26 protein-coding genes and 1 tRNA gene are annotated in these 26,168 nt (G+C 66.7%); 5 read left to right on the forward strand and 22 right to left on the reverse strand.

The features are described from left to right. Positions 1 to 28: 28 nt before the first annotated feature. The 4 genes from KME82_RS19695 to KME82_RS19710 all read left to right on the forward strand — a co-directional run bounded on the left by KME82_RS19695 (position 29) and on the right by KME82_RS19710 (position 3,681). Positions 29 to 718, forward strand: a complete 690-nt coding sequence (locus tag KME82_RS19695) for a response regulator transcription factor (protein WP_215495513.1) — start codon at positions 29 to 31, stop codon at positions 716 to 718. Beyond that, the gene (locus tag KME82_RS19700; RefSeq protein WP_215495514.1) at positions 711 to 2,099 is read left to right on the forward strand and encodes a sensor histidine kinase; all 1,389 of its coding nucleotides are present in this window, start codon (positions 711 to 713) and stop codon (positions 2,097 to 2,099) included. The genes KME82_RS19695 and KME82_RS19700 overlap by 8 nt, the downstream gene beginning before the upstream one ends. Beyond that, positions 2,096 to 3,229, forward strand: a complete 1,134-nt coding sequence (locus tag KME82_RS19705) for an ABC transporter substrate-binding protein (protein WP_215495515.1) — start codon at positions 2,096 to 2,098, stop codon at positions 3,227 to 3,229. The genes KME82_RS19700 and KME82_RS19705 overlap by 4 nt, the downstream gene beginning before the upstream one ends. 95 nt (positions 3,230 to 3,324) lie before the next feature. Then, on the forward strand, positions 3,325 to 3,681 hold the full coding sequence (locus KME82_RS19710; protein ID WP_215495516.1) for a hypothetical protein: 357 nt from the start codon (positions 3,325 to 3,327) through the stop codon (positions 3,679 to 3,681). A gap of 109 nt (positions 3,682 to 3,790) precedes the next feature. Here the strand turns inward: KME82_RS19710 and KME82_RS19715 are convergent, their stop codons facing one another. From KME82_RS19715 to KME82_RS19820, 22 genes are all read right to left on the reverse strand, one after another. After that, the gene (locus KME82_RS19715; RefSeq protein WP_215495517.1) at positions 3,791 to 4,342 is read right to left on the reverse strand and encodes a hypothetical protein; all 552 of its coding nucleotides are present in this window, start codon (positions 4,340 to 4,342) and stop codon (positions 3,791 to 3,793) included. A gap of 209 nt (positions 4,343 to 4,551) precedes the next feature. Continuing rightward, entirely contained in the window at positions 4,552 to 4,914 is a 363-nt protein-coding gene (locus KME82_RS19720; protein WP_215495518.1) for a hypothetical protein, read from the reverse strand. 117 nt (positions 4,915 to 5,031) lie between these two features. Beyond that, positions 5,032 to 5,277 (reverse strand): hypothetical protein, encoded by a 246-nt coding sequence (locus KME82_RS19725; RefSeq protein ID WP_215495519.1) that lies wholly within the window; start codon positions 5,275 to 5,277, stop codon positions 5,032 to 5,034. A 107-nt stretch (positions 5,278 to 5,384) separates the two neighbouring features. Then, positions 5,385 to 5,460 (reverse strand) — tRNA-Lys (locus KME82_RS19730). A gap of 116 nt (positions 5,461 to 5,576) precedes the next feature. Continuing rightward, complete coding sequence (gene queC / locus KME82_RS19735) at positions 5,577 to 6,275, reverse strand: 7-cyano-7-deazaguanine synthase QueC (RefSeq protein WP_215495520.1); 699 nt, start codon at positions 6,273 to 6,275, stop codon at positions 5,577 to 5,579. A 557-nt stretch (positions 6,276 to 6,832) separates the two neighbouring features. Beyond that, the gene (queE, locus tag KME82_RS19740; protein ID WP_215495521.1) at positions 6,833 to 7,510 is read right to left on the reverse strand and encodes a 7-carboxy-7-deazaguanine synthase QueE; all 678 of its coding nucleotides are present in this window, start codon (positions 7,508 to 7,510) and stop codon (positions 6,833 to 6,835) included. A gap of 8 nt (positions 7,511 to 7,518) precedes the next feature. Beyond that, entirely contained in the window at positions 7,519 to 8,322 is an 804-nt protein-coding gene (gene ybgF / locus KME82_RS19745) for a tol-pal system protein YbgF (protein WP_215495522.1), read from the reverse strand. Between the two features lie 110 nt (positions 8,323 to 8,432). After that, positions 8,433 to 8,957, reverse strand: a complete 525-nt coding sequence (gene pal / locus KME82_RS19750; RefSeq protein WP_215495523.1) for a peptidoglycan-associated lipoprotein Pal — start codon at positions 8,955 to 8,957, stop codon at positions 8,433 to 8,435. A 90-nt stretch (positions 8,958 to 9,047) separates the two neighbouring features. Then, complete coding sequence (gene tolB / locus KME82_RS19755) at positions 9,048 to 10,367, reverse strand: Tol-Pal system beta propeller repeat protein TolB (RefSeq protein WP_215495524.1); 1,320 nt, start codon at positions 10,365 to 10,367, stop codon at positions 9,048 to 9,050. Positions 10,368 to 10,571: 204 nt separating this feature from the next. Then, positions 10,572 to 11,132, reverse strand: a complete 561-nt coding sequence (locus KME82_RS19760) for a TonB C-terminal domain-containing protein (protein ID WP_215499222.1) — start codon at positions 11,130 to 11,132, stop codon at positions 10,572 to 10,574. Positions 11,133 to 11,134: 2 nt separating this feature from the next. Further along, positions 11,135 to 12,088 (reverse strand): TonB C-terminal domain-containing protein, encoded by a 954-nt coding sequence (locus KME82_RS19765; protein WP_215495525.1) that lies wholly within the window; start codon positions 12,086 to 12,088, stop codon positions 11,135 to 11,137. After that, positions 12,085 to 12,531, reverse strand: a complete 447-nt coding sequence (gene tolR / locus KME82_RS19770) for a protein TolR (RefSeq protein ID WP_215495526.1) — start codon at positions 12,529 to 12,531, stop codon at positions 12,085 to 12,087. Before tolR ends, KME82_RS19765 begins: the two co-directional genes overlap by 4 nt. A gap of 119 nt (positions 12,532 to 12,650) precedes the next feature. Then, on the reverse strand, positions 12,651 to 13,433 hold the full coding sequence (gene tolQ, locus KME82_RS19775; RefSeq protein ID WP_215495527.1) for a protein TolQ: 783 nt from the start codon (positions 13,431 to 13,433) through the stop codon (positions 12,651 to 12,653). A gap of 200 nt (positions 13,434 to 13,633) precedes the next feature. Then, positions 13,634 to 14,101, reverse strand: a complete 468-nt coding sequence (ybgC, locus tag KME82_RS19780; RefSeq protein ID WP_215495528.1) for a tol-pal system-associated acyl-CoA thioesterase — start codon at positions 14,099 to 14,101, stop codon at positions 13,634 to 13,636. 34 nt (positions 14,102 to 14,135) lie between these two features. Continuing rightward, positions 14,136 to 15,170: a Holliday junction branch migration DNA helicase RuvB gene (ruvB, locus tag KME82_RS19785; protein WP_036107728.1), complete on the reverse strand. Its 1,035-nt coding sequence runs from the start codon at positions 15,168 to 15,170 to the stop codon at positions 14,136 to 14,138. Between the two features lie 169 nt (positions 15,171 to 15,339). Next, positions 15,340 to 16,449 (reverse strand): SMI1/KNR4 family protein, encoded by a 1,110-nt coding sequence (locus KME82_RS19790; protein ID WP_252255434.1) that lies wholly within the window; start codon positions 16,447 to 16,449, stop codon positions 15,340 to 15,342. 1 nt (position 16,450) lies between these two features. Further along, the gene (locus KME82_RS19795; protein WP_252255841.1) at positions 16,451 to 18,304 is read right to left on the reverse strand and encodes a potassium transporter Kup; all 1,854 of its coding nucleotides are present in this window, start codon (positions 18,302 to 18,304) and stop codon (positions 16,451 to 16,453) included. A 214-nt stretch (positions 18,305 to 18,518) separates the two neighbouring features. After that, positions 18,519 to 20,465, reverse strand: a complete 1,947-nt coding sequence (locus KME82_RS19800) for a potassium transporter Kup (RefSeq protein WP_215495530.1) — start codon at positions 20,463 to 20,465, stop codon at positions 18,519 to 18,521. A gap of 34 nt (positions 20,466 to 20,499) precedes the next feature. Next, positions 20,500 to 21,090 carry a Holliday junction branch migration protein RuvA gene (gene ruvA / locus KME82_RS19805; protein WP_215495531.1) on the reverse strand — a complete coding sequence of 197 codons (591 nt, stop codon included), beginning with the start codon at positions 21,088 to 21,090 and terminating at the stop codon, positions 20,500 to 20,502. 212 nt (positions 21,091 to 21,302) lie between these two features. Continuing rightward, on the reverse strand, positions 21,303 to 21,869 hold the full coding sequence (gene ruvC / locus KME82_RS19810) for a crossover junction endodeoxyribonuclease RuvC (protein WP_215495532.1): 567 nt from the start codon (positions 21,867 to 21,869) through the stop codon (positions 21,303 to 21,305). Positions 21,870 to 21,972: 103 nt separating this feature from the next. Beyond that, positions 21,973 to 22,704, reverse strand: coding sequence for a YebC/PmpR family DNA-binding transcriptional regulator (locus KME82_RS19815; protein WP_056105699.1), 732 nt, complete (start codon positions 22,702 to 22,704; stop codon positions 21,973 to 21,975). 213 nt (positions 22,705 to 22,917) lie between these two features. Further along, positions 22,918 to 23,544 carry an alpha/beta fold hydrolase gene (locus tag KME82_RS19820; protein ID WP_215495533.1) on the reverse strand — a complete coding sequence of 209 codons (627 nt, stop codon included), beginning with the start codon at positions 23,542 to 23,544 and terminating at the stop codon, positions 22,918 to 22,920. A 551-nt stretch (positions 23,545 to 24,095) separates the two neighbouring features. Between KME82_RS19820 and KME82_RS19825 the strand changes: the two genes are divergently transcribed. After that, positions 24,096 to 25,595 (forward strand): DUF4832 domain-containing protein, encoded by a 1,500-nt coding sequence (locus KME82_RS19825; RefSeq protein ID WP_215495534.1) that lies wholly within the window; start codon positions 24,096 to 24,098, stop codon positions 25,593 to 25,595. The last annotated feature ends 573 nt before the right edge of the window (positions 25,596 to 26,168 follow it).

The raw sequence follows: 26,168 nt of genomic DNA on the forward strand, positions 1-26,168 counted from the left end.
CACCCAGCCACTCATCAGGAGTTCGTTCATGCGCATCTTGCTGGTCGAGGACAATCTCGATCTGGCCCACGCGGTGGTGCAGCATCTGCGCCGCACCGGCAATGCGGTGGATCATGAAGCCGACGGCCTGTCGGCCTGCCGTTTCCTCGAACACGAACGCTACGACCTGGTGCTGCTCGACATCGGCCTGCCGCGCATGGACGGCCTGAGCCTGCTCGCCGAACTGCGCCGCCGCGGCGACGCGACACCGGTGCTGATGCTGACCGAACGGTCCGATATCGAAGACCGCATCAGCGCGCTCGATGTCGGCGCCGACGACTACATCGGCAAGCCTTTCGATTTCCGCGAACTCAGCGCGCGCTGCCGCGCCCTGACCCGGCGCCGGCAGGCGCAGACCTCGGCGCTGGTGCAGATCGGCCCGATGACCATGGACAACGCCGCGCGCCGGCTGCGCTTTCACAACCGCACCATCGACCTGCCCAATCGCGAGTACAGCTTGCTGGAGATCCTGGTCGGCCGGCTCGGCCAGGTGGTCAGCAAGAACGAGATCACCAACCGCTTGTTCGCGCTCAGCGAGGAAGCCGGCTCCAACACCGTCGAACTGTACGTCGCGCGGCTGCGCAAGAAGCTGCCGCACGATTTCCTGCGCATCGTGACCGTGCGCGGCACCGGCTACCTCGCCGAAACCACGCACGGCAGCGGCATGGCGCATGACTGAGCTCGAACACGCACGCCCGTCGATACGACGCACCTTGCTGCTGTCGATCGGGCTGCTGTCGCTGGTCGGCATGCTGTTGTTGTTCTTCGGCGCGCGCCAGTACGGCCGGCGCGCGGCCGATCTGTCCTACGACCGCTTGCTCAACGCCTCGGCGCTGACCATCGCCGACAGCATCACCCTGGTCGAGGGACGATGGGAAGCCAACATCCCGTGCGCCGCATTGGAACTGCTGTCGGCCGCGCCGGACGACCGCGCGTTCTACCGCGTGTTTCTGGCCGGCGGGCGCACCCTGACCGGTTACGACGACCTGCCGCGCCCGCCGAGTCTGGCGGCCGATCGGACCGTATTCTTCGATGCGCACTACCGCGGCGAAGCGGTGCGTTTCGCGGTGCTGCGCCGCGCCGCGAGCAGCGCCGACGGACCGGAAGCGGCCTTGATCCAGATCGGCCAGACCCGGCGCGCGCGCAACGAAGTCGCGCGCGACATCGTCTGGCACGTAACCGGCTGGATCGCCTTGTTCACCGTGGCGATCCTGCTGCTGGCCCGGCTCGCGATCGATCGCGCGCTGCAACCGCTGGCGCGGATCGAACAGGATTTCAGCGTGCGCACCCCGTTCGACCTGCGTCCGATCACCCGCGCGGTGCCGACCGAGCTGTCGCACGTGGTCGCCGCGCAGAACCATTTCATGTCGCGCCTGTCGACCAATATCGACGCCCTGCGCGCCTACATCGCCGAAGCCGCGCACCAGATGCGCAATCCGCTGGCCTCGTTGCGCGCGCAGGCGCAGCTGGCGCTGGATCAGAACAATCCGCAGCAGTGGCGGCAGGGCCTGGTCGCGGTCGAACGCCATTCCGACAAGCTCGGCCGCCTGCTCAATCAGTTGCTCAGCCACGCCAGCGTGACCCACCGCGCCGAACTGCATCATTTCAAGCCGCTGGACCTGCAGACCATCGCGCGGCAGGCGCTGCGCGAATCGGTGCCGCAGGCCGAACCGCGGCCGCGGGTGCGGTTCGATTGCGACGCCGACGACACCCGGCTGCACGGCGATGCGCTGATGCTGCGCGAAGCGATCAAGAACCTCATCGACAACGCGATCAAGCACGGCATCGGCGAGCACGCGCCGATCCTGGTGCGTCTGCAGGCCGACGGCGCGGACCTGGTGCTCAGCGTCGACGATGCCGGCCCGGGCATGAACCTCGAACAGCGCGAGCGCGCGTTCGATCGCTTCGATCGCGGCGAACACGCCAGCGCGCAGGGCGCCGGCCTGGGCCTGGCGATCGTCAAGCGCGTGGTCGAGAGCCATGGCGGCCGCGTGGTCCTGGACACGTCCGCGAGCGGCGGCCTGAGCGTGCGCCTGCATTTGCCAAGGGACGCCGCATGAAGCTGTTGCGTTACGCCTTCTCGCTGCTGCTGTATCTGGTCGCCGCGATCGGCACGCTGTACCTGGGCCAGGCCCAGGCGCGGCCGCCGCAGAACGAACGCATCACCGTGTTCGACGCGAGCATCGCGCGGCAAGGCCGGTTGGTACTGCACGGTTCAAGCAATGTCGGCCTGGTCCGCGCCTTGATCGAGGACTACCAACGACTGCATCCCGCGGTCGAGGTCCGCTATTCGCATCTGGATACCGCGCAGATCTACGCGCGCGGCGCGCGCGCCGGCGCGGCGCAGGAACGCCCCGACCTGCTGCTCAGCAGCAGCACCGATCTTCAGGTCAAACTGGTCAACGACGGCTACGCGCTGCCGCATCGCTCGCCGCAGGCCCAGGCGCTGCCCGCGAGCGCGCGTTGGCGCGACGAAGTCTTCGCCTACGGCTACGAGCCGGTGGTGATGGTCTACAACCGCGAACGGCTCGACCCGCTGCGCGCGCCGCAGACCCGCGAGCAATTGCAGCGCCTGCTGCGCGACAAGCACGGCCCGCTGCGCGGCCGGATCGGCCTGCAGGACCCGCGCGACAGCGCCGTGGCTTATTTCATCGCCACCCAGGAGGCCAAGCTGCTCGGCAACGATGCCGGCCCGATGCTGACCACGTTGGGCGAGAACGACGCGCATCTGTTCAAGCGCATGGACAACCTGCTCGATCGGCTCTCCGACGGCGAGATCAGTTTCGCTTACGGCGTGTTCGGCTCTTACGCGCTGCAACGCATCGAACGCGGCGCGCCGCTGCGGATCGTGCTGCCGCGCGATCATCTGCTGCTGGTCGCGCGCACCGCGCTGATCCCACGCTTTGCATCCAACCCGGCCGAGGCACGGCGTTTTCTCGATTACCTGCTGTCGCCGCGCGGTCAGGTGCTGCTCGCGCGCGAAGCCAAGCTGATCCCCGCGCGCGACGACCTGCGCGATCCGCCGCGCCTGTACGGCGACCTGTCGCAACGCAGCGCCGCCTTGCGCCGCACTTCGCTGGGGCTGGGTTTTCTGGTGTACCTGGACGAAGTGAAGAAACGGCGGTTTCTGCGCGACTGGGTGGAGCATCTGACACCGCCGCCGAGCGAGGTTACCGCGGCTTCGCGCTGACACCCGGCGCCAGCGCCGATTGCGGCGCGGCGGCGGCGATGTAGATTAGCGATTGCCGCCATCCCTCCCATCCGGCGCTTCGATCAGGGGAAATCATGTCGCGTCCACGGCTATTCATCGCATTCGCTTTGGCGATGTCGATCGCCGGCGCTCACGCCACCGAACTGGGCGAATCGCCGTTCTCGTTGCGCTCGGCCGAACCCGGCACGGTGCGGGCCCTGGCGGTGGCGCGCGCCGAATTCGTCAAGCGCCTAGCGCTGGAAGCCGGCCCGGACTCGGCCGACGACGCGGCCATGCGGCAAGCCGACGACTTCGATATCGCGATCACCCAGAACGCCGATCACTACCAGGTGGAGTTCGCTCCTTCGCAGCGCGGCTATCGTGGCGGCGGCTACGGATACCTCATCGCCAAGGACAGCTTCCGCGTCGTGGAGCGGCGGATGTATCCCTAGCTGCGGCGATAGGCGACCGGTTCCGCGGCAGGATCATGGAACCGATACACTTCAGTCGCCACGCCGTCATGAGATCAGCCAAGCACGACTGCGGCCCGGTCGCCTGCTGTCATTCGCCCTGCGGCGGAGCGGCCGCCGCCGCATTGGCCGACAACGCCTTATAGAACTGAATCGTGGTGGCCGCGTTGTCGGAGGTGGTGTAGTTGTTGACATCGGCCGGTAACGCGGCGAGGTCTTTCGACCACTTCAAACGGCCGTCGTCGATCCAGATCCGGCAGGTCGGCGCCTCTTCCTCGTAGACCTCGATATCGCGCGCGTCCAGCCAGTTGTACAACTGCCTCGGCAGCCAGCGCGGCGTGCCTTCCGACCAATACAGCACGGCTTGAGGTTTGGCTTGCGGCACCAACGCATGCGAGCCGGCGAAGGCCTGGTCGAGCGCCTGCAGGTATCCGGCCGAACCGTCCGCGGGAGTCCAGGTCGCGGCCGTGCAATCGGAGTAAACGTGCGCGAGCGACATCATGTGGCCCCAGCCCATGCCGATCGCCACGCAGCCCGACAATCCCGCGGTGTTGAGACCCACCAGTTGCGCCGGTTGGCCAGGGCCGTCGCGGTGCTCACCGTTGACCATGATCCACTGATCCAACCCGACTCTGATCAACATCGCCTTCGCCTCCGTCGCAAACATCCGACCGGCAACGGTTGCCGGTCCTTCGCTTGTCTTAGACGCGGCTGCGATGGGGTTGTGAACCCGCTTCGTGCACAACGCGCTAAACACCGGCCCGGAAAAAACAAAGGCCGGGCGCTGAGCACCCGGCCTAATGTTTGCGTCGCCACCGGCAATTCACGCCGGCCGTCGAATCGAAGCGTCGCTCACTGCAGCGGCTGCAGCTCCAGCGACTGGAACAACTGGTTCTGCGCCTTCTTGGCGATCGAGCGCGGCAGCTTCACCAGGAAACCATCGCCCGCCAGACCGACGTCGCCATGCAGGACGAAACCGTTGATGCGCACGTAACTCTTGATCGAGTACTTCGCGCCGACCCGGTTGAGTTCCAGGAACATCGGCGCGGTCAGGAAACCCGAACCCTTCTGATACTTGCGCGCATCGCCTTCGCTGCGCTTGAGCACGTAACCGTTGCTGGCCGCCCACGCATCGACCATCGCGTAAACGTCCTTGTCCGATGCGAATTCCACGTAGTCGAACTGGCTCTTCCCGTTCTTGGCGATCAGCGCCATGACATTGAGAAGCACCAGTCCGCAAAAGGCGCCAAAGATCGCCATTCCTATAATCGAAGCCATATCGTTCCTTGAATTGCAGTGAGCGTCCGGCGCGCGGGCCGCAAGGCGGCAGTTTCAGCGACGGTGGACGCGGCCGAGCACTATACCGAAGCCTTTGCGTGGGCTGCTTGCACGATACCGACACTGGCCGGACCAGCCCGTCGATGCGGCGCGCGATCGGCGGTCGATCAGCGCGCGAACGCGTTCGGCGATCCGCGCAGGCGAGGTCGAACGCGGCACCGATGGCGCGGCGTTCGGCTTGAGCATGGCTTCGAAGAACACCAGATCGAAGCGACGGGCACAGCAGGCGCCATCGCGCATCGCGATCGCCAGACAAGCGACTCGAGCGGCCAAATCGCAGCGGTTCCGCGATTTACGGTCGGGCAAAGAAAAGGGGCTCGGCGCGAACGCCAAGCCCCTTTGCTGTTTGGTGGGCCGTGTAGGATTCGAACCTACGACCAAAAGATTAAAAGTCTTCTGCTCTACCGACTGAGCTAACGGCCCGAATGCTGGATGATTCGGCCCCGACCTCCGCCGGGGTCGGGCATTCTAACAAAGCCTGCGCCGCGGCGTCATGCCCCGGGTGACCGGGCTCGTTCAGATGGCCCGATGCGCGCCGATCAGACGTAGCGGGTCGGGTCGGCGATGCCGGCGGCGTTGAAGCCTTCGGCGCGCAAGCGGCAGGCGTCGCAGTGGCCGCAGGCGCGGCCGGCGGCGTCGGCCTGGTAGCACGAGACGGTCTGGCTGAAATCCACGCCCAGGCGCTCGCCTTCGCGGACGATGTCGGCCTTGCTCATGAATTGCAGCGGGGCCTGCACGCGCAGGCCGGCGCCTTCCACGCCAGCCTTGGTCGCCAGGTTGGCCAGGCGCTCGAAGGCTTCGACGAATTCGGGGCGGCAGTCGGGGTAGCCGGAATAGTCGACCGCGTTGACGCCGCAGAAGATGTCGTTGGCGCCGAGCACTTCGGCCCAGCCCAGCGCGATCGACAGCATGATGGTGTTGCGCGCCGGCACGTAGGTGACCGGGATGTCGTCCTTGGCCGCGGCGGTGCCGATCGCGTGGCCGTCGTTGTCGAGCGGCACCGAGATGGTTTCGTCGGTCAGGGCCGAGCCGCCGATGCTGCGCAGATCGACGCTGACGGTCTTGTGCGCGACCGCGCCGAGCGACTGCGCCACCAGCGCGGCGGCGTCGAGCTCGGAGGTGTGGCGCTGGCCGTAGCGCACGCTCAGCGCATGCACGGCGAAGCCCTGCTCGCGCGCGATGGCGATGACGACAGCGGAGTCCATGCCTCCGGAGACCAGGACGACGGCTTTTTTCATGGGTGTGGGGCTCTGGATCGGGGGCACTGGATTGGGGATTGGGGATTGGGGATTGGGGATTGGGGAATCGGGAATCGGGAATCGGGAATCGGGAATCGGGAATCGGGAATCGGGAATCGGGAATCGGGTAAGGCTAAACCAGGTGGCTGACGTTTTTGCTCGTTATTCCGGCGAAAACGGGTTCTGCCCTGCTTCGGCTAAGCCCGACATCCAAATACTTCAGCGCGTTCCATCCAGACCGTCATTCCCGCGAAGGCGGGAATCCAGAGACTTCAGTGGTCTCACCCGGAAGCGGCGAATGTTCGGCACCACCGGGATATCGGGGTCTTTTCGACACATGGCGCTAAAGTCACTGGATTCCCGCCTTCGCGGGAATGACGAGCGCGGTGGCGCGGGACTGGCGAAGTGGCGCGTCACTGGGGACGAGATTAGGGCAGGTAAGACATGGCGTTAGGACGGGCTACGAATCAGAGCGTTCGATCAAATCGCATCGAAACCGCTTTTACGATTCCCGACTCCCCATTCCCGATTCCCGCTCCCCATTCCCAGCCTTACCCTCACCTACCCGGCTCGTCATTCCAAAGAATCTTGTGCAATTGCAACTGGAACCGCACCGGCAACCGATCGGCGACGATCCAGTCGGCCAGGTCGCTGGGCTTGATCTGGGTGAAGCTCGGCGAGAACAGCACGTCGCAGATCGCGGTCAGGCCGTGCTCGGCGACGATGGCCTTCGACCACTCGTAGTCCTCGCGGCTGCAGATCACGAACTTGATCTGGTCGTGCGCGGTCAGCAGCGGCAGGTTGCTCCACAGGTTGCGGTGGACTTCCCTGGAATCGGGGGTCTTGATGTCGACGATGCGCGATACGCGCGAGTCGACCGGGCCGATGTCGATCGCGCCGGAGGTTTCCAGCGATACCTCGTAGCCGGCGTCGCAGAGCTTTTCCAGCAACTGGATGCAGCGTTTTTGCGACAGCGGCTCGCCGCCGGTCACGCAGACGTGGCGCGCGCCGTGCTGGGCGACTTCGGCCAGGATCGCGTCGAAGTCCCACCATTGCCCGCCGTGGAAGGCGTAGGCGGTGTCGCAGTACTGGCAGCGCAGCGGGCAGCCGGTCAGGCGCACGAACACGGTCGGCCAGCCGATGCTGTTGGACTCGCCCTGCAGCGACAGGAAGATTTCGGTCAGCCGCAGGCGCTCGGACGGCGCATCGGCCGTCTGGGTGACAACGGCGTTCATGGGGTGCCTTAGTTGCGCAGCCGGCTCAGCTGGATCGCGTTGAGGCGATCGACGGCTGTGCGGGCGGCGTCGGTGCCGGGATAGCGGTTGGCGACATTGGCCAGCGTGCGCTCGGCGGCGTCGACCTGCTTCAGGCCGAACTGGGCCAGGCCGACCTTGAGCAGGGCGCCGGCGGCCTTGTCGTGGGTCGGATAGCGATCGAGCAGGGTCTGGAACTGTTCCTGCGCGAGCTGGTAGTTCTGGGTGACGTAATAACTTTCGCCGAGCCAGTACAGCGCATTCGGCGCATACGTGCCGCTCGGATGGACGCTCAGGAATTCCTGGAACAATCGCGCCGATTCGGCGTACTGACCGGACTTGAGCACGTTGAACGCGGCGTCGTAGGCGGCGCGTTCGTCGCCGCCCTGGGCGATCAGGCCTGCATCGCCGTGGACCACCGGCGCGCTGTCGCGAACCGCCGGCGGCGGCGGCGCGGGAACGGACGCCTGCGGTTGCGGCGCGGCCGCGGGCACCGGTGCGCCGGCACCGCCTTCGAGGCGGTTCAAGCGGTTGTCGGTGTCCAGATATTCGGCTTTGCTGCTGTCTTGCAGTTGCTTGTGCTGTTGCTGCAGTTCCTCGACCTGGGCGCGCAGGGACTGTAGCTCGCTCTTGAGCTGGTTGACCTGATTGAGCAGATCGAGATTGGCCTGGTTGTCCGAGGCGCGTTGTTCGAGGACCGCGACGCGGTCGGCGAGGCTGGCGCGCTGGGCAAATGCGGGCGTGGCGGCCGTTGTGGCCGCCACGATCGCCAAGGCTAGTGCGAATTTACGCATCGCTGGGTCAGCCTTCGTTGTTCTATCGGTCATGCGGGCTTGCCGGACCGTGGCCCGGCTCGTCGTGCCGCGGCGATTCGCATCGCCGCGGTCACTTCATCGCGCCAGTATTACTTGGCGGTGTAGACGATTTCGACGCGACGGTTCTTGGCCCAGCAATCTTCGTTGGACTCGGTGCAGACCGGACGCTCTTCGCCGTAGGAGGTCACGGTGATCTGGCTGCCCGAACCGCCGTTGGCCTGGACCGCCGAGGACACCGCATTGCCGCGGCGCTCGCCCAGGCCGAGGTTGTACTCGCGGCTGCCGCGTTCGTCGGCGTTGCCTTCCAGGGTCATGCGCGAGGACGGACGGTCGCGCAGGTACTTGGCGTGGCAGCCGACGATGGCCTGGAACTCGGGCTTAAGCGAATCCTGATCGAGGTCGAAGTAGACCACGCGCTGACGCAGGCAGGCGTCGGTGTCCAGATCGTTCGGGCCGTAGGCGCCGGAAGCGACCGGACCGGTGTCACCGCCGGGCTGGGTGGTGGTGGGGCCGGTGCCGTTGTCGGTCGGGAGGGTTTCCTTGACCTTCTTCGAGCAGGCGACGGCCGCGGTGCAGAGCACGGCGACGAGCAGGATGCGGGCAGCGTTGTTCATGGGGTATTCCTCGTCAGGTGGGGCAGGAGTTGTTCGGGGGTTTGGCGCGTTGGGTGGCGCGAATCTGCGCGTTGGGGTGTGGCCGGCGCCTTAGCGCGGCAGCCTGTACGGCCCCCAGGCCGGTTCGCGCACGTCGCCGTCGGCCAGCACCAGGCGCTGGCGCACCCGGGCATCGGCGGAAACGGCATAGAGCACGCCACGGCGTCCTTCGCGCGCAGCATAAATGATCATGGAGGCATTCGGGGCAAAGCTCGGCGACTCGTCCAGCGAACCGGGCGACAAGGTGCTCCAGCGCGGCGAACCCAGGCTGGAGTCCATCATCGCGATCCGGTAGTTGTTTCCGGCGCCCTGCGCGGTGGCGATCTTCTTGCCGTCGAACGACACGCTGGCGCTGGCGTTGTAGCTGCCCTGGAAGGTGACCCGGGTGGCGCCGCCGCCGCTGGCCGAGACCTGGTAGATCTGCGGCTTGCCGCCGCGATCGGAGGTGAAGTAGATCTTGCTGGCGTCGGCCGACCAGGTCGGCTCGGTGTCGATGCCAAAGTGGTTGGTCAGCTGGGTCAGCGCCTTGCTGCCCAGATCCATCACGTAGATCTCCGGATTGCCGCTGCGCGACAGGGTCAGGGCCAGGCGACGGCCGTCCGGCGAGAACGCCGGGGCGCCGTTGATGCCGCGGAACTTGGCGATCAGCTCGCGGCTGCCGGTGCCGATGTTCTGGATGTAGATCGACGAATTGCCGCCTTCGAAGCTGACATAGGCCAGGCGATTGCCGTCCGGGCTCCACGACGGCGACAGAAGCGGTTCGGGCGAGCGCACCACGGTCTGCGGGTTGTAGCCGTCGGAGTCGGCGACCATGAGCGCGTAATTGCTGCCACGGCCCAGGCCGGTCGCGGTGACGTAAGCGATGCGGGTGAAGAACGCGCCGCGCACGCCGGTGATCTTTTCGTAGACCGCATCGGCGATCTGGTGGGCCACGTCGCGCATCGCGTTGGACCGCGCGGTCAGCGCGAACCCGAGCAGGCGCTGCTGCTTGGCCACGTCGAACAGCTCGTACTCGACCCGATAGGTACCGGCGCCGGCATCGGCCACGCGGCCGACCACCAGATAGTCCTGGTTGAGCGCGCGCCAATCCGGATAGCTGATCTCGCTGCCCTTGGTCGGCTTGGCGGTCATCTGCTCGACCGGCAGGCCGCGGAACTGGCCGGACCGGTTGAGGTCGTTGCGCACCACTTCGGCGATGTCGGTGGGCGGCGCGGCGCCGCCGCCCTGGTAGGGCATCGGTACGACGGCGATCGGCAGGGCCGAGGCGTTGCCGCCGACGACATCGATCTCCAACCCTTGCTGCTGGGCCGCGGCGGCGAAGGGAAGCAGGACTGCCAGCAGACAAGCCAGCCAGCGCAGGGGTCGTTTCATCGGCACTCCGTGGGGTTCAACGGGGGTTTGTTCAGGTTCGGCATTGTTAACGCTGGAGGGTGAACGTGGGCTCAAAACCCGGGGTCAATTTGCGTATCGGACGCGAACATTCGGCCAAACGGTCGTAAATGTTTGGATCAGGTGACGAAATCGGGCCTAAAAAGACGTTTTGAATCCACTTCCGGCGCGCAGGGCCGATCGCGCTCAACGGTCGCGGATCGCGTCGACCTTGTCGCGGAGCCGGCGCCAGCGGCTGGGCTTGGCGTCGTCGTCCGGGTCCGGCGCGCTGATCTGCAGGCGCAACTGCGGGCGGAACACCTGCTCGTAGCCTTCGTAGGGCAAGGGCTGCGCCTTGAGGGCCGCCGTCTCGATCGAACGCCGGCCCTGCTCGTCGAAGCCGCAGGGCTCGACCGCCTGCACCGAGGTCACCCGCCCGCCCGAAGCCTGACGCAGGTCGAGGATGCAACTCGCGTCCGCGCTCACGCCGGCCGGCGGGTTCCACTTCGCCATGATCGCGTCGCGCAGCACTTCGGCGTAACGCAGGTTGTTCTGTGCGACGCAGCGTTCGGGGTGATCCTGGCACCACTGCGCGCTTTGGCTCGCCTGCCCTTGCCGATCGCGCGCGGCCTGATCGACCGACGAGTGCTTCGCCGGGCTGGCGGCCTGCGCCGAAAGCGACAGCGCGATCAGGCCCAAGGCCAGCGATCGACGCGGGCCCCGGGAGGCGAACGCAGTTGCAAGTCGTGCCGCGACGGACAAACGCATGCTCAGCGATCCTGCGCGGTGAAGTTGATGTTGAGCTGGCGGCTGAACACCGTCTCGAACCCGGCATACGGCAAGGGCTGCGCCTTGAGCACCGCCGCTTCGATCGAACGCCGGCCTTGTTCGTCATAGGCGCACGGTTCGACCACTTCGGCCGAATTGACCCGGCCGCCCGGCAACTGGCGAATGATCAGGCGACAGCGCGCGCCCAGCGGCACGGTATCGGGGCGCGACCATTTCGACAGCACCGCTTCCTGGATCGCGGCTTGGTAACGCGCCATCAGGCCGGCATCGACGCCCTGATTGCCGGCCGGCGCCGGCGTCGGCGTGGCGGCGGCGACGTTCTGGCTGGCGCGGGTGGCGCGCGCGTCGGCGAGCTGCTGCAGCTTCTGTTCGGCCAGTTCGCTCTGCTTCTGCAGCTTGGCGCGTTCGGCGCGGATCTTCTCCAGCGCCTTGTCGCGTTCTTGCTGCTCGGCCAGGCGCTTTTGCTGCTGCGCCTCTTCCTGGCGCTTCTGCTCGGTCAGATCGACCTGTTCCTGCTTGGCCTTGGCTTCCTGGAGTTTCTGTTCGTCGCTGACCTTCGGCGTGGGCGTGTCGACCACCGCCTCCTGGCTGGTTTCATCCGGCACCGGAATGAAATCCTGCGGCGATTGCTGCTGCGGCGCGGGCGCGTCCTGCGGCTTGGGTTCGGGGATCGGCTGCGGCAACGGCGCGGAGTCTTCGGGCTCGGGCTGCGGCAGCGGATCGACCGGCTTGGGGCGATTGCGCAAGGTGCGCTGCATCGCCGCCGACAAGTCGCTGACTTCGGTGAGCTCCGAGGACATCGGCGAGCCCGCCGCGGACACCGGCTTGCTGTTCCAGTTCCAGAGCATGCTCAGGAAAATGGCGGCGATCAGCAGGCCGTGCAGCAGCAAGGCCAGCCCGATCGCCTGCACGGTGTCGGCGGGGGTTTCCCTCATTTCTTCGCGCCCTTCTCGGGCTGGCTCATCAGGCCGACCTTCTCCACGCCGGCATCCTTGAGGATGTTCATCGCATCCATGATCGGCTGGTAGTTCGAACGGCCGTCGCCGGCGATGTAGACCTGCAACTTATCCTTGCCGTTCTGCTTGACCAGCGCGCCGACCTTGGTCGCCAGCGTTTCCTGGCTGACCGCTTCGTTGCTGCCGGCCTTGACCGCGAGGAAGAAGTTGCCCTTGTCGTCGATCTGCACAACCACCGGGTCGTTCTTGGTCTCGATCGACTTGGCGTTGGACTTGGGCAGATCGACGTCGATGCCCAGGGTGAGCAGCGGCGCGGTCACCATGAAGATGATCAACAGCACGAGCATCACGTCGATGTACGGAACGACGTTGATCTCGGACTTGAGCTTGCGTTTGCGGCGGCGGACGACGGTGCCGGACATGGCGGAATTCCTCGGTTACGCGTTGCGTTCGCACGGAGCGGAACGCAGCGGTCGCGCTGGGCGCGGGTGGTGCAGGCGGCAGTGCGGGCGGCACCGCGGGTGAATCGGCGCGGGCCGCATCACTCGTCCAGATGGGTCTGGCGCTGCAGGATCGAGGAGAACTCTTCGGAGAACGCGTCGTAACGCACCGCCAGGCGCTCCACGCTGGTGGCGTAGCGGTTGTAGGCCCACACCGCCGGGATCGCCACGAACAGGCCCATCGCGGTCGCCAGCAGCGCCTCGGAAATGCCCGGCGCGACGTCGGCGATGCCGACCTGCTTGGACGCCGACACCAGCGAATGCATGGTCACCATGATGCCGAACACGGTGCCGACCAGGCCGATGTAGGGCGAGGTCGAGCCGATGTTGGCCAGCAGTTCGAGGTTGTGTTCCAGGCCGTCGAGTTCGCGCGAACCGGTCGCGCGCATCGCCCGCTGGGCGCCTTCGAGCTGGGCGCGCGCGTCGACGCCGCGCCGCTGGCGGATGCGGTTGAATTCGCGGAAACCGGCTTCGAAGATCGCTTCCAGCCCGCCGACGCTGCGGCTGCGCTCGGTGGTGCCGGCGTACAGCTTGGACAGCTCGGCGCCGGACCAGAAGCGCTCTTCGAAATGATCGGCTTCGATGCGCGCGCGCCGGATCACCCGCCACTTGCGGAAGATGATCACCCACGAGGTGATCGAGGCGATCACCAGCAAGGCCATGATGAACTTGACCGGGATGCTGGCGTTGGTGATCAGCGGCCACAGGCTGAATTCGGTGGAGGCCTGGCCGGCGGCCTGCGCGCCATCGGTCACCGCCTGCACGGCTTCCTCCGGCAGGGCTTGTACCGTGGTGGCCAGAAGCGCGATCAGCGATGACGTCATGCTTGGTTCTCCGTAGCCCGATGCGCGGGCCTGTGGTGGGGCTGCGCGGTCCGTGGGGAGTAACGAGCCGCGGGAGGTGGTGGGGTTGCAGCGGGTGAGTCTATTTACAGCGATGTTCGTGAAATGCCGGTTGCGAAGCCGATGCGCGGTGCGGGCGGTGCGAATGCGGCATCAGCCGCCTGCGACGCACCCTGGCGCGATCAGGCGCCGCTGCCGGGAACCTGCCGCGCGAGCAACTGCGCGTAAAGCTCCGGCGGGATCGCGCAGGGGCGCTGATGCTGCGCGTCCACCGCGGCGACCCGGACCTCCGCGTCGATCAGCCGATCCAGCCCGCGCATCACGCTCTGCGCGAAGATCAGGCTGGCGCGGCGGCAACGCCGCAGTTCCACCGTGACCTCCAGCGCATCGTCCAGTCGCGCCGGCTTGAGGAAGCCGATCTGCATGCCGGCGACCACGAACAACAGCCCGTGATCGCGGCGCAGACCGTCCTGACCGTATCCGAGCGCGCGCACCCATTCGGTCCGCGCGCGCTCCAGGAACGCCAGGTACTGGGCGTGATAGACCAGACCGCCCGCGTCGGTATCTTCCCAATACACGCGTGTCGGCCAACTGAATAGCTGGGTGTTGGGCCGGGAATCGGGAATCGGGAATTGGGAATCGCAGGTCAAGAGCCTGCTCCTTGCCACAACCTCAGAATGCTCGTCATTCGGGCTCCTGGTCGAACAGGCTGACGTTTTCCACGCGCGGTTTCAGGCCCATCAGGCGGTAGGCCTTGGGCGTGGCCATGCGGCCGCGCGCGGTGCGGATCAGATAGCCCTGCTGGATCAGGAACGGCTCGATCACGTCTTCGAGCGTGCCGCGTTCCTCGCTGAGCGCGGCGGCCAGCGATTCCACCCCGACCGGGCCGCCGTCGAAGGATTCGATGATGGTCCGCAGCAGGCGCCGGTCGAGGTCGTCGAACCCCTCCGGATCGATCTTGAGCATCAGCATCGCCGCATCGGCGACGTCGCGGTCGATGAAACCGCCGGCGCGGACCTGGGCGTAATCGCGCACCCGCCGCAGCAGGCGGTTGGCGATGCGCGGGGTGCCGCGCGAACGCCGGGCGATTTCCGCCGCGCCTTCGGGCGCGCAGGCGATGCCGAGGATCTGCGAGGAGCGGCGCACGATCCGGGTCAGTTCCTCGGCGTTGTAGAACTCCAGCCGCTGGGTGATGCCGAACCGGTCGCGCAGCGGCGCGGTCAGCAGGCCGGCGCGGGTGGTCGCGCCGATCAGGGTGAACGGCGGCAGGTCGAGCTTGATCGAGCGCGCGGCGGGGCCCTCGCCGATCATGATGTCGATCTGGTAGTCCTCCATCGCCGGATAGAGGATTTCCTCGACCACTGGCGAGAGGCGGTGGATTTCGTCGACGAACAGCACGTCGTGCGGCTGCAGGTTGGTCAGCAGCGCGGCCAGGTCGCCGGCCTTCTCGATCACCGGGCCGGAGGTCTGGCGCAGGTTGACGCCCAGTTCGTTGGCGATGACGTGGCTCAGCGTGGTCTTGCCCAGGCCGGGCGGGCCGAAGATCAGCACGTGATCCATCGCCTCGCCGCGCTGCTTGGCCGCTTCGATGTAGATCTTGAGCTGCTCGCGCACCGGTTGCTGGCCGAGGTATTCGTCCAGGCGCTTGGGCCGGATCGACGCCTCGATGGCGTCGTCCTCGCGGGTGGCGCCTGGGGCGATGATGCGCGGATCGTTCATGGCCCTATGTTCGCATGGCCGTCGGAAATTCGCCCTCTTTGAAGCGGGGCCGATGGCGCCGCGGGCGTGGCGGAATAAGGCGGGACGGCGGTGCAGGACCGGTTCAAGGCGGAAGCACGGCCTTCCCTGCCCCGTTTCGAAAGAACGACGGCGACGCCGGAACCCCGGCTCAGTCCAGCTCGCCCTGGCGCAGATCGGCGAAGAAGCGGTCGAAATCGCGCGCGCGGTAACGCGGGATCAGCTCGTCGAAGTATTCGAAGTAGACCACGTCGGGTTCGCGCTCCGGCCCGCGTTCGCGGTAGTCCAGGCACAGCATCCAGTGGATGCCGTGCATCGCCAGCACGACGATGCGCTCGCAGCGCGCGTGCATGCGCGCGAAGCTCGACAGTTCGGTGCCGTCCTGAAAGTCGCTCGCCACATCGGCCAGGGTGCGCAGATGGCCGAGCGAGCTGAGGTAGCGGTCGGGAACGACGCTTTCCCAGTCGTAGAAATGCCGCGAAGGATGGCGTCCCAGCGGCGCCCACTCGAAACGGGTATAGCCGCCGTCCTGGCGCCGGTACAGCGCGCGCAGCAAGGCCGGCAGGCGCACGCCTAGGCGGAGCTCGGCGGCGGCGATCGCGTCCTCCGACGCCGGCGCGCCGCTGGCGTCATCCCAAAAGCCCGGGCCGCTCCAGAACGTGTCCAGGCTCGGCGGCTCGGGCCGCCAGTCCAGGATCTGGGCCGGGTCGTGCCGCGCCTGCAGCGCCGGGCTCCAGTACTGCAGATCGATCAGATCGGCGAGCCAGGCCGCCGCATCGGCGTATTCGCGCAGGCGCCGTTGCTGATCGGTCAACACGATGATCGGCTCGCTGCCGACCGAATAGTCCAGGCACAGGGTCTTGTTGCGCTCGTCGATCGCGATGGCGATCAAACGACGGTCGTCCGCGACCACGGCGGCATAGGCATCGTCGCGATAGCCTTCGCGGGCGCGCAATTGCGCGAAGGAAAACCACTCGCCCAGCGGCAGCAGGCGCGCGCGCGGAATCAGCCATTCGGCCTTGAGCCACTGGCCCAGTTGTTCGATCGAGTCGGCCCGCGCCATTCGTACCGCGCCGCCGTCGTAGCGCGCATACAGCGTGCGCAGCCAGGCCGGCACGACGATGTCCAGCCGCGTTTCCGTTTCAGCGATGGCCTCGGCGGTGGCCGCCACCCGACCCAGGTTGAGTTCCTCGTCCCAGAAGGTGTCCAGCGTCGGCGCGCGGCCGTACACCATCCACTGCAACGACGACGCACCGCTCATCTCAGATCTCCACCTGCGCGCCCAGTTCGACCAGCCGGTTGCCGGGAATATGGAAGAACCCGGTCGCCGGCGCGGCATTGCGATGCATGAAGGCGAACAGGCGATCGCGCCAGATCGGCATGCCGCGATGGCGGCCGGCGACGACGGTCTCGCGGCTGGCGAAATACGTCGTGTCCATCGGGTCGAAATACACCCCGCCGGCATCGCACGAACGCATCAGCGCCAGCGGCACGTCGTGCACTTCCATGAAGCCGAAACGGATCAGCACGCGATAGAAATCGTTGCCGATCGCCTCGATCTTCAGGCGTTTTTCCGGCGGCGCGTACGGCACGCCGAGCGTATGCACGGTCAGGAACACGTTGCGCTGGTGCAGCACCTTGTTGTGCTTGAGGTTGTGCATCAGCCCGTGCGGCACCACGTCCTTGTCGGCGGTCATGAAGATCGCCGTGCCCGGCACCCGCACCGGCGGCGCGAGCATCAGGCCGGGCAGGAAGCTGTCGAGCGCGATGCCTTCCTTGCGCACTTCTTCGTGCAGCAGCGCGCGGCCACGGCGCCAGGTGCGCATCATCGTGAACAAGATCACCCCGAGCAGCAGCGGGAACCAGGCCCCGTCCAGGAACTTGATGATGTTGGCGTAGAAGAACGCGACATCGACCAGCACGAACATCGCCGCGAGCAGCCAGAACAACGGCGCCGGCACCTTGGTGTTGGCCCGCAGGTAGATGATCATCAGCACGCTGGTGATCAGCATGGTGCCGGTCACCGACACGCCGTAGGCGGTGGCCAGCGCGGTCGAACTGCCGAAGCCGACCACCGACACGATCACCAGCGCCAGCAGCATCCAGTTGACCGCCGGGATATAGATCTGGCCGATGGTGTCGCGCGAGGTGTGCTTGATCTGCATGCGCGGGATGTAACCCAGTTGCATGGCCTGACGCGCGACCGAGTACGCGCCGGTTATGACCGCCTGCGAGGCGATCACGGTCGCCGCCGTGGCCAGGCCGATCATCGGAAACAGCGCCCATTGCGGCACCGCTTCGAAGAACGGATTGCCGACCGCGCTGGGCCTGTTGAGCATCAGCGCGCCCTGGCCGAGGTAGTTCAAGGTCAATGCGGGCAGCGCGAAATAGGTCCAGGCCAGGCGGATCGGCCATTTGCCGAAATGCCCCATGTCGGCGTACAGCGCCTCGCCGCCGGTCACCGCCAGTACCACCGCGCCGAGCACGAACACCGCATGCCAGTTGTGTTCCATGAAGAAGCGCACGCCCCAGATCGGGTTCAGCGCCTTGATCACCTGCGGCGCCTCGACGATGTTGTAGACACCGATCGCGCCGAGCACCAGGAACCACACGATCATCACCGGGCCGAACGCCCTGCCGACGTTCGCGGTGCCGAAGCGCTGGGCCAGGAACACCAGCACCAGCACGGCCACGGTGATCGGCACGACGAAATGGTCCAGATGCGGCGCCGCCACCTGCAGGCCTTCGACCGCCGACAGCACCGAGATCGCCGGGGTGATCACGCCGTCGCCGAAAAACAGCGAGGCGCCGAAGATGCCGAGAATGCCGACGATGTAGACCCCGCGCGGGTGGTGCTTGAGCGTGCGCTGGGTCAGCGCGGTCAGGGCCATGATCCCGCCCTCGCCGTCGTTGTCGGCGCGCATGATCACCGCGACGTATTTGAACGTCACCACGATCATCAGCGACCAGAACACCAGCGACAGGATGCCGAGCACGGTGTGTTCGTTGGGGATCAGGCCGTAGTGCGGCGAGAACGCTTCTTTCAGCGTGTACAGCGGGCTGGTGCCGATGTCGCCGAAGACCACGCCGATCGCGCCGGCGACCAGGCCGGCCATGCCGGTCTTGGCGTGGCCGGAAGCGTGATCGGCCTGCGGGTGGGACGGCTCGTTCGCGGACATGCGCCTTCCTGGAGGTAGGGCGGCAGGGGCCCGCGCGGCGGACCGGCGGGCGAAGGAGGGACTTTAGCGGTTTGCCGGTGACGCCGATGCGGCGCAGGTCGACCCCGGGCGCCCGCTTTTCAGCCGGCGCCCGGAGGACTGCGCGCTGCGCTCAGATCTCGACCTGCGCGCCCAGCTCGACCAGCCGGTTGCCGGGAATCCGGAAGAACCCGGTCGCCGGCGCGGCATTGCGGTGCATGAAGGCGAACAGGCGATCGCGCCAGATCGGCATGCCGCGGTGGCGGCTGGCGACCACGGTTTCGCGGCTGGCGAAATAGGTCGTGTCCATCGGGTCGAAATAGATGCCGCCGGCGTCGCACGAGCGCATGAGCGCCAGCGGCACGTCGGGCACTTCCATGAAGCCGAAGCGGATCAGCACGCGATAGAAATCGTTGCCGATCGCCTCGATCTTGAGCCGCTTGTCCTTGGGCGCGTACGGCACGCCGAGGGTTTCCACGGTCAGGAACACGTTGCGTTCGTGCAGGACCTTGTTGTGCTTGAGGTTGTGCAGCAAGGCATGCGGCACCACGCCCTTGTCGGCGGTCATGAACACCGCGGTGCCGGGCACCCGCGCCGGCGGCGCCAGCATCAGGCCAGGCAGGAAGCTGTCGAGCTGGATGCCTTCCTTGCGCACTTCCTCGTGCAGCAGCTCGCGGCCGCGGCGCCAGGTGCGCAGCAGGGTGAACACCACCAAGCCGAGCACCACCGGGAACCACGCGCCCTGGAAGAACTTGGCGCCGTTGGCGATCACGAAACCCACGTCGACGACGAAGAACACCACGCACAGCGGCAGCACCCACTTGCGCCAGCGCGGCCACAGCGCGCGCGCGACCAGGGCGAGCAGCAAGGTATCGATCAGCATCGTGGTCGCAACCGAGATGCCGTACGCGGTAGCCAGCGCGGTCGAACTGCGGAACGCCAGGACCACGCCGATCACCGTGATCGCCAGCACCCAGTTGATGTAGGGCACATAGATCTGGCCGATGGTGTCGCTGGAGGTGTGCTTGATCTGCATGCGCGGGATGTAGCCCAGCTGCATGGCCTGGCGCGCGACCGAATACGCGCCGGTGATGACCGCCTGGGACGCGATCACCGCGGCCATGGTCGCCAGCACGATCATCGGGTACAGTGCCCACGACGGCACCGCTTCGAAGAACGGGTTCTTGACCGCCTCGGGGTGATGCAGCACGAACGCGCCCTGGCCCAGGTAATTGAGCATCAGGCACGGCAGCACCATGGTGTACCAAGCGTAGCGGATGGGCTTGGCGCCGAAGTGGCCCATGTCGGCGTACAGCGCTTCGCCGCCGGTCACCGCCAGCACCACCGCGCCCAGGATCAGCACCGAATGCCAGCCGTGTTCCATGAAGAAGCGCAGCGCCCACCACGGGTTCAGCGCCTTGAACACTTCCGGGCCCTGGATGATGTTGTGGATGCCGATCGCGGCCAGCGACACGAACCAGACCATGGTGATCGGCCCGAACACCTTGCCGACTTTCTCCGTGCCGAAGCGCTGGGCGAGGAACACCATCACCAGGATCACCACGGTGATCGGCACGATGAACCGGTGCAGCCCGGGCGCGGCGACTTCCAGGCCCTCGACCGCGCCGAGCACCGAGATCGCCGGGGTGATCACGCTGTCGCCGAAGAACAGCGACGCGCCGAAGATGCCGAGGATGCCGACCACGTAGGCCGAGCGCCCGCCCTTGGCCAGGGTGCGCTGGGCCAGGGTCATCAGCGCCATGATCCCGCCTTCGCCGTCGTTGTCGGCGCGCATGATGATGGTCACGTACTTGAGCGTGACCACGATCATCAGCGCCCAGAACACCAGCGACAGGATGCCGAGCACGGTGTCGTGGTTGCCGGTCAGGCCGAAATGCGGCGAGAACGCTTCCTTCAGCGTGTACAGCGGGCTGGTGCCGATGTCGCCGAAGACGACGCCGATCGCGCCCACGACCAGCCCGGGAAGGCCCTTCTTGGAGCCGTGATGGCCTGAGTCGTGTCCGTTCGCGGCCTTGTGGCCGTGAGCGTTTTTCGCACTGGAAGGAACGGTAGAAGACATTTCGCGTGGTTCCGGGGCGGAGACCCGCCTTGGCTCAACGAAGCGCGGACTTTAGCGCTTTGCGGATGATGGCGGCAGCATCGTCGCCGGCGGCGGTCGCTTCGCGCGCCATGCGCGCGGCTTCGACCGGTTTGTAGCCCAGTTGCTGCAAGGCGACGGTGGCTTCGCTCTGCGGATCGGCCGGCACACCGCTACTGGTGAAGGTGGCGCCGGAGCCGGCCAGATCGGCGGCGCGGTCGCGCAGTTCGACCACCATGCGTTCGGCGGTCTTCTTGCCGATGCCGGGGATGCGGGTCAATGCGGTCACATCGCCGGCCTGGACCAGGCGCGCGAATTCCTCGACCGGCACGCCCGACAGCACCGCCAGCGCGATCTTCGCGCCGATGCCGCTGACCTTCTGCACATCGCGGAACAGGCGCCGCTCGGCCTCGCGCAGGAAGCCGTACAGCGACACGCTGTCTTCCTTCTGCGCGTAGTGCGTGAACAAGGCCACCTCGCGGCCGAGTTCGGGCAGGTCGTAGAACGTGCTCATCGGCGCTTCCAGCTCGTAGCCCACGCCATGGACGTCGACCACCAGCCACGGCGGCTGCTTGTGCACGATGATGCCTTTGAGACGACCGATCACGCGCGAACTCCCAATAGGATCGGCGACCCGCCGGCCCGCAGGTCGGCGCGTCGCACGCAAGAAATGAAATACCCGGCGGCGAAATGCCCGGCCGTATCCGCCACAACGCGACCGCGGCCGCGAGTCCCTACCCGCCGCGACGACGCCATCGCGCCGCGTTGGGCGGCGACGGTTACGGCAACGGCGGCGAGCTGGCGCAAGGCGGCGCTCACTCAGGTCCCGCGCCTGCGCAGGTCGAGGGTGGAAATGCCGGTACGCCGCGCGGTAGCACTCATGTGGGCATGGGTCAGCGCGACCGCAAGCGCGTCGGCGGCGTCGGCCTGCAGCTTCACTTCGGGAATATTCAGCAACAGCCGCACCATGTGCTGGACCTGTTGCTTGTCGGCCGCGCCGCGCCCGACCAGCGACTGCTTGATCACCCGCGGCGCGTACTCGCTGATCGGAATCCGCCGCCGCACCACCGTCGCCAGCGCCGCGCCGCGGGCATGGCCGAGCTTGAGCGCCGAGGTGGCGGACTTGTCCATGAACACGGTTTCGATCGCGACCTGCTGCGGCTGGAATTCGTCCAGCGCCGCTTCCAGTCCTTCGCACAGCAGACCCAGCCGCGACGGAAAATCATCGGCGTCGAGCAGCTTGAGCGCGCGCGCATGCACGAAGGTGCAGCGCCCGTCGCCGCCCACGTCGATCACGCCCAGGCCGGTGCGCTGCGAGCCCGGGTCGATGCCGAGGATGCGGGTGGCGCCGGCGGGAATCGGGAATGGGGAATCGGGAATCGACATCGCCAGACTTCAGGAAACCCTGGCAATCGGTCGGGCATCCACGAGCGAAGGCACTGGCTCTTGCCCTACCCGATTCCCGATTCCAGATTCCCGATTCCCGGCCTCACACATATGCGTCTTCAGCCAGATCCGCGTTCGAATACACGTTCTGCACGTCGTCGATGTCTTCCAGCCAGTTCAGCAGCTTGACCACTTGCTGGCCGGTTTCGCCGGCGACGGCGATGTTGTTGTCGGCGCGCAGGGTGACCTGGGCCTCGCCCGGGCTCAGCCCGGCCGCTTCCATCGCCGCCTTGACCGCCTCGAACGCGTCGGGCGCGGTCAGCACGTCGATCGAACCGTCCTCGGGATAGACCACCACGTCGTCGGCGCCGGCCTCGATCGCCACTTCGGTGATCTTTTCCTCGTCCGAACCGGCGTCGAACCACAACACGCCGCGCTTGGCGAACATGAAGGAGACCGAGCCGTCGGTGCCGAGGTTGCCGCCGAACTTGCCGAACGCATGGCGCACGTCGGCGACGGTGCGGACCTTGTTGTCGGTCAGGCAGTCGACGATCACCGCCACGCCGCCCGGGGCGTAGCCCTCGTAGCGGATTTCCTCGTATTCCACGCCTTCCAGCGCGCCGGTGGCTTTCTTGACCGCGCGCTCGATCACGTCCTTGGTCATGTTCGCCGACAGGCCCTTGTCGATGGCGCTGCGCAGCCGCGGGTTGCTGTTGGGATCGCCGCCGCCCGAACGCGCCGCGACGCTGATTTCGCGGATGATCTTGGTGAAGATCTTGCCGCGACGCGCGTCTTCGGCGTTCTTGCGTGCTTCGATCGAAGGACCTCTACCCATGGCGTGACCGGACGTGTCGTGTGAACAAGCCGGCGATTTTACTCGATCGGGCCTGTCCGCCGGGGCATGGAATGCGGTTTTCGCTCGACCGGCGTCGGATTGCCCTGACCGCCGCGCCCAAACGCGTCCGCCCGGGGCAAAAAACGACCATTGCGCGAGCGCCCGTATCCGCGGTCCGTAACTGAACGACCGGCCGCGCAGGCCCGCCCCGCCTCAGTCGCCGAAGCGGCCGCGGCGAAAGAACGCCTCGGCCATGCGCGCGGCCTGGGCCGAAAATAGCAATCCACTGTGGCTGGCCTCGATCACCTCGTGCGCGGTCAAACCGGGCAGGCGGGTCTCCGACACCGCCACGGTGCCGTCGCTGTCGCCGTCGAAACGGCCGAAATAGCGGCCCAGGCCATGCGGGCTGCGGCCGGCGATCAGCCCGACCTCGGCCGCGCCCTGCCACGGCGGACAGCCGGCCTGCAGCAGTTGCGCGGCGCGGCCGAGCATCGGCGCGCTCCAGGCGTGCCGGGCCAGGCCGTCGGCGGCGGAGCTGCCGCACAGCGGCGACCCCAGGCAGACCACCCGCCGCACCGGCAGATCGGCGTGTTCGCGCAGCGCGGTCAGGGTGATCAGACCGCCCAGGCTGTGGGCCAGCACGTGGACCGGTTCGCGCCGCAGCCGCTCGACCAGCCGCGGCAGGGTCGCCTCGGGGCCGCCGCCGGCCCCGGCGTAGGCGAACACTTCCGGCTCGAAGCCGGCTGCGGCCAGCCGCGCGCCGAGCCAGGCCATCGACACGCCGGGCATCCAGATGCCGTGCAGCATCAACACTTTGCGGGTAGCGGTCGGTTTTGCCATCGGGGTTTCTCGCGTCCGTTCGATCCAGCATAGACATCGGGCCGCCGCGCGCGCGATCCAAGCGCCGCCGGCGCGGGTGCGCGGGGTCGCTTGAAGCACCGGTCAGGTTGCCGTCGCAGCTCCCGTATCCGCGCGCCCATGGCGGGTCCGCATGTGGCCGCAGAGGATCGCTACCCCAACCCGAACGCGACACGTTCGGCGACTGGCGCTATCCGCCGCGGTCTTTGGCGTTTCGATGTTTCTGCGTTGCTGCGCGCGCACCGCGTCGCCGACCCCGCGACGGCCGCATGCAGCGAGTGCGCGATCGCATCGCGCGGGTGCATGCGCGGATCGCGCGAAGTCGGCGAACCACGAATGGGCAACGCGCAAATTGGTAGCAACTGAAACCAGTCAAGCGCTTTGGAAATGTTTATTCAAGGCAAAAAGTGATCGCTATCGCCGAAGCCGAACATAAAAACATTCGGCACGCCGGAATGTGATCACGCGCCAACTCTATGTTGCGATCGCGCTCCAGGATGCGCGCCACCTCCCCCCTGTTTCGCGGACCGAACATGCGCCTGCGATCCTCTGCCCCGCCCCTGAGCGACCTCCTGGCCGCGGCGTTGATCGCCGCGGCCTCGATGTCGCCGATGCAAACCGCGCAGTGCGGCGAACTGCGGCCCGCGCAAAGCAACGACGACCTGTCCAACCCGCATCGCGGTTTCCTGTTGTGGGGCACCACCGTCGGCGCCGACGGCGGCCTGCCCGACAATCATTACGGCGCGTCGATGTACCAGATCTACGTGCCGTGGCGCGAAATCGAAACCGCCGACGAACAGTACGACTGGGACGGTTTCGAAAAACACCATCTCGCGCCGATCCTCAAGGAAAACCCGAACGCGACCTTCATCCTGCGCCCGGTCGCCGACTACCCCGACGGCGTGTCCAACCACATCAGTTACTACTTCGACAAGACCGAAGGCCAGCTCGAACGCGACTACCCCAAGTTCCTGGAACTCGCGCCGTTCAACATCGTCGCGCACGACTACACCAGCTGCGGCGGCGACGGCCCCGGGCGCGCGCCGGAGTACAACTCGCCGGCGATGCGCCAGCAGTTGCAGCAGTTCGTCCAGGCCTTCGGCCGCCGCTACGACGGCGATCCGCGCATCACCGCGATCCACGTCGGCCTGCTCGGTTTCTGGGGCGAATGGCATACCTCCGGCTGCGAAGCCTGGGAGCCCGACGCGACCACGCGCGCGCTGGTGCGCAACGCCTACGCAGCGGCGTTCACGCTCACGCCCGTGCATACCCGTTACGCGCGCAGCAGCGATCTGGACGGGGTGAACTTCGGCATCAGCGAAGACTTCTTCCCCTCCTTCACCGCGATGTGCAATGCCTACAGCCCCAAGCTGCCGCGCTGCGACGACACCGGCTGGTGGAACCTGGAATGGGGCTTTCGCAACGAGGTGCCGGCCGCGCGCGAGAACTGGAAGCACAACCCGATCGGCGGCGAAAGCCCGTACGCCGACCAGAAGAAGACCTGGACTTCGCGCACCGCCGACATCGTCGATCTGCTCAAGCGCTACCACTTCAGCTGGCTCGGCCCGGCCGGCCAGCACGAGGTCACCGGCAGCGGTTTCCCGGCCAAGATGCGCACGATCAAGCGCGCGCTCGGTTACGAATTCACCGTGCGCCAGGCGGTGTGGCCCGATGCGATGCGCGCCGGCGCGCCGATCTCGGTCACGCTCAGCGTCGAGAACACCGGCTCGGCGCCGCTGTATCACGTCTATCAGACCGAGCTGCACTGGGTCGACGCGAGCGGCGCGACGCGCGCTCGCGCGGCATTCGATTTTCCGTTGAATGCGCTGCTGCCGGGCGCCGCGCCGAGCACGCAGGTCAGTGCCACGACGGTGCCGGCTTCGCTGGCGCCGGGCAGTTATTCGTTGCGCCTGGCGATCGCGGACAGTTGGCGCGAGCGGCCGGGGATCGCGCCGCAGAATGTGGGGCGCGACGGCACTGGACGGTTGAGCTTGGGGACGGTGACTGTCGCTGCGGCGGCGGTCGACCATTGAATGAGCGGGCCGGCGTAATCCCTCGGACGCCGGCCCGCTTTTCATTGGTGATTTGAGTCTTTGAAAGATTGAAGCAGGATCAAAAGCTTCCGCCACTAAAGCGGCGGGTCACTTTCTTTTGTCTAAAGCGACAAAAGAAAGGTAACCAAAGAAAAACGCTTTTCTTTGAATCAAGGGCCCGCAAGTGCGGTGCAGACGCGGGCACGCGCCACACGGGACATCCATGTCCCGGTGGCGCGCGACGCGCATCCATGCGCGTCGCCCTTCGGGTGTCCTTTTGCTAACGCGAGTCAGTGGCCTCGCAGCGCTGGATGAACTGCGCGGCTTCAAGCCCGAGCAAAAACTGCATGGCCTCCCTGTAGGAGCGGCGCAAGCCGCGACCGCGCCAATACAGCAACTTCGCAAGCTACAACGCAACTGCATTCCTGCGGTCGCGGCTTGCTGCTCACAATTCGCGGCTGCGGCTGCGGTCGCGGCTCTCGCCTGTTACCTCGTGCTTCGAAACTACGATTAGACCGCACCACCCCAAGCCGTCATCCCCGCGAAGGCGGGGATCCAGGGCTTCACCGCGAC

Source organism: Lysobacter capsici (assembly GCF_018732085.1).
Classification (GTDB): domain Bacteria; phylum Pseudomonadota; class Gammaproteobacteria; order Xanthomonadales; family Xanthomonadaceae; genus Lysobacter; species Lysobacter capsici_A.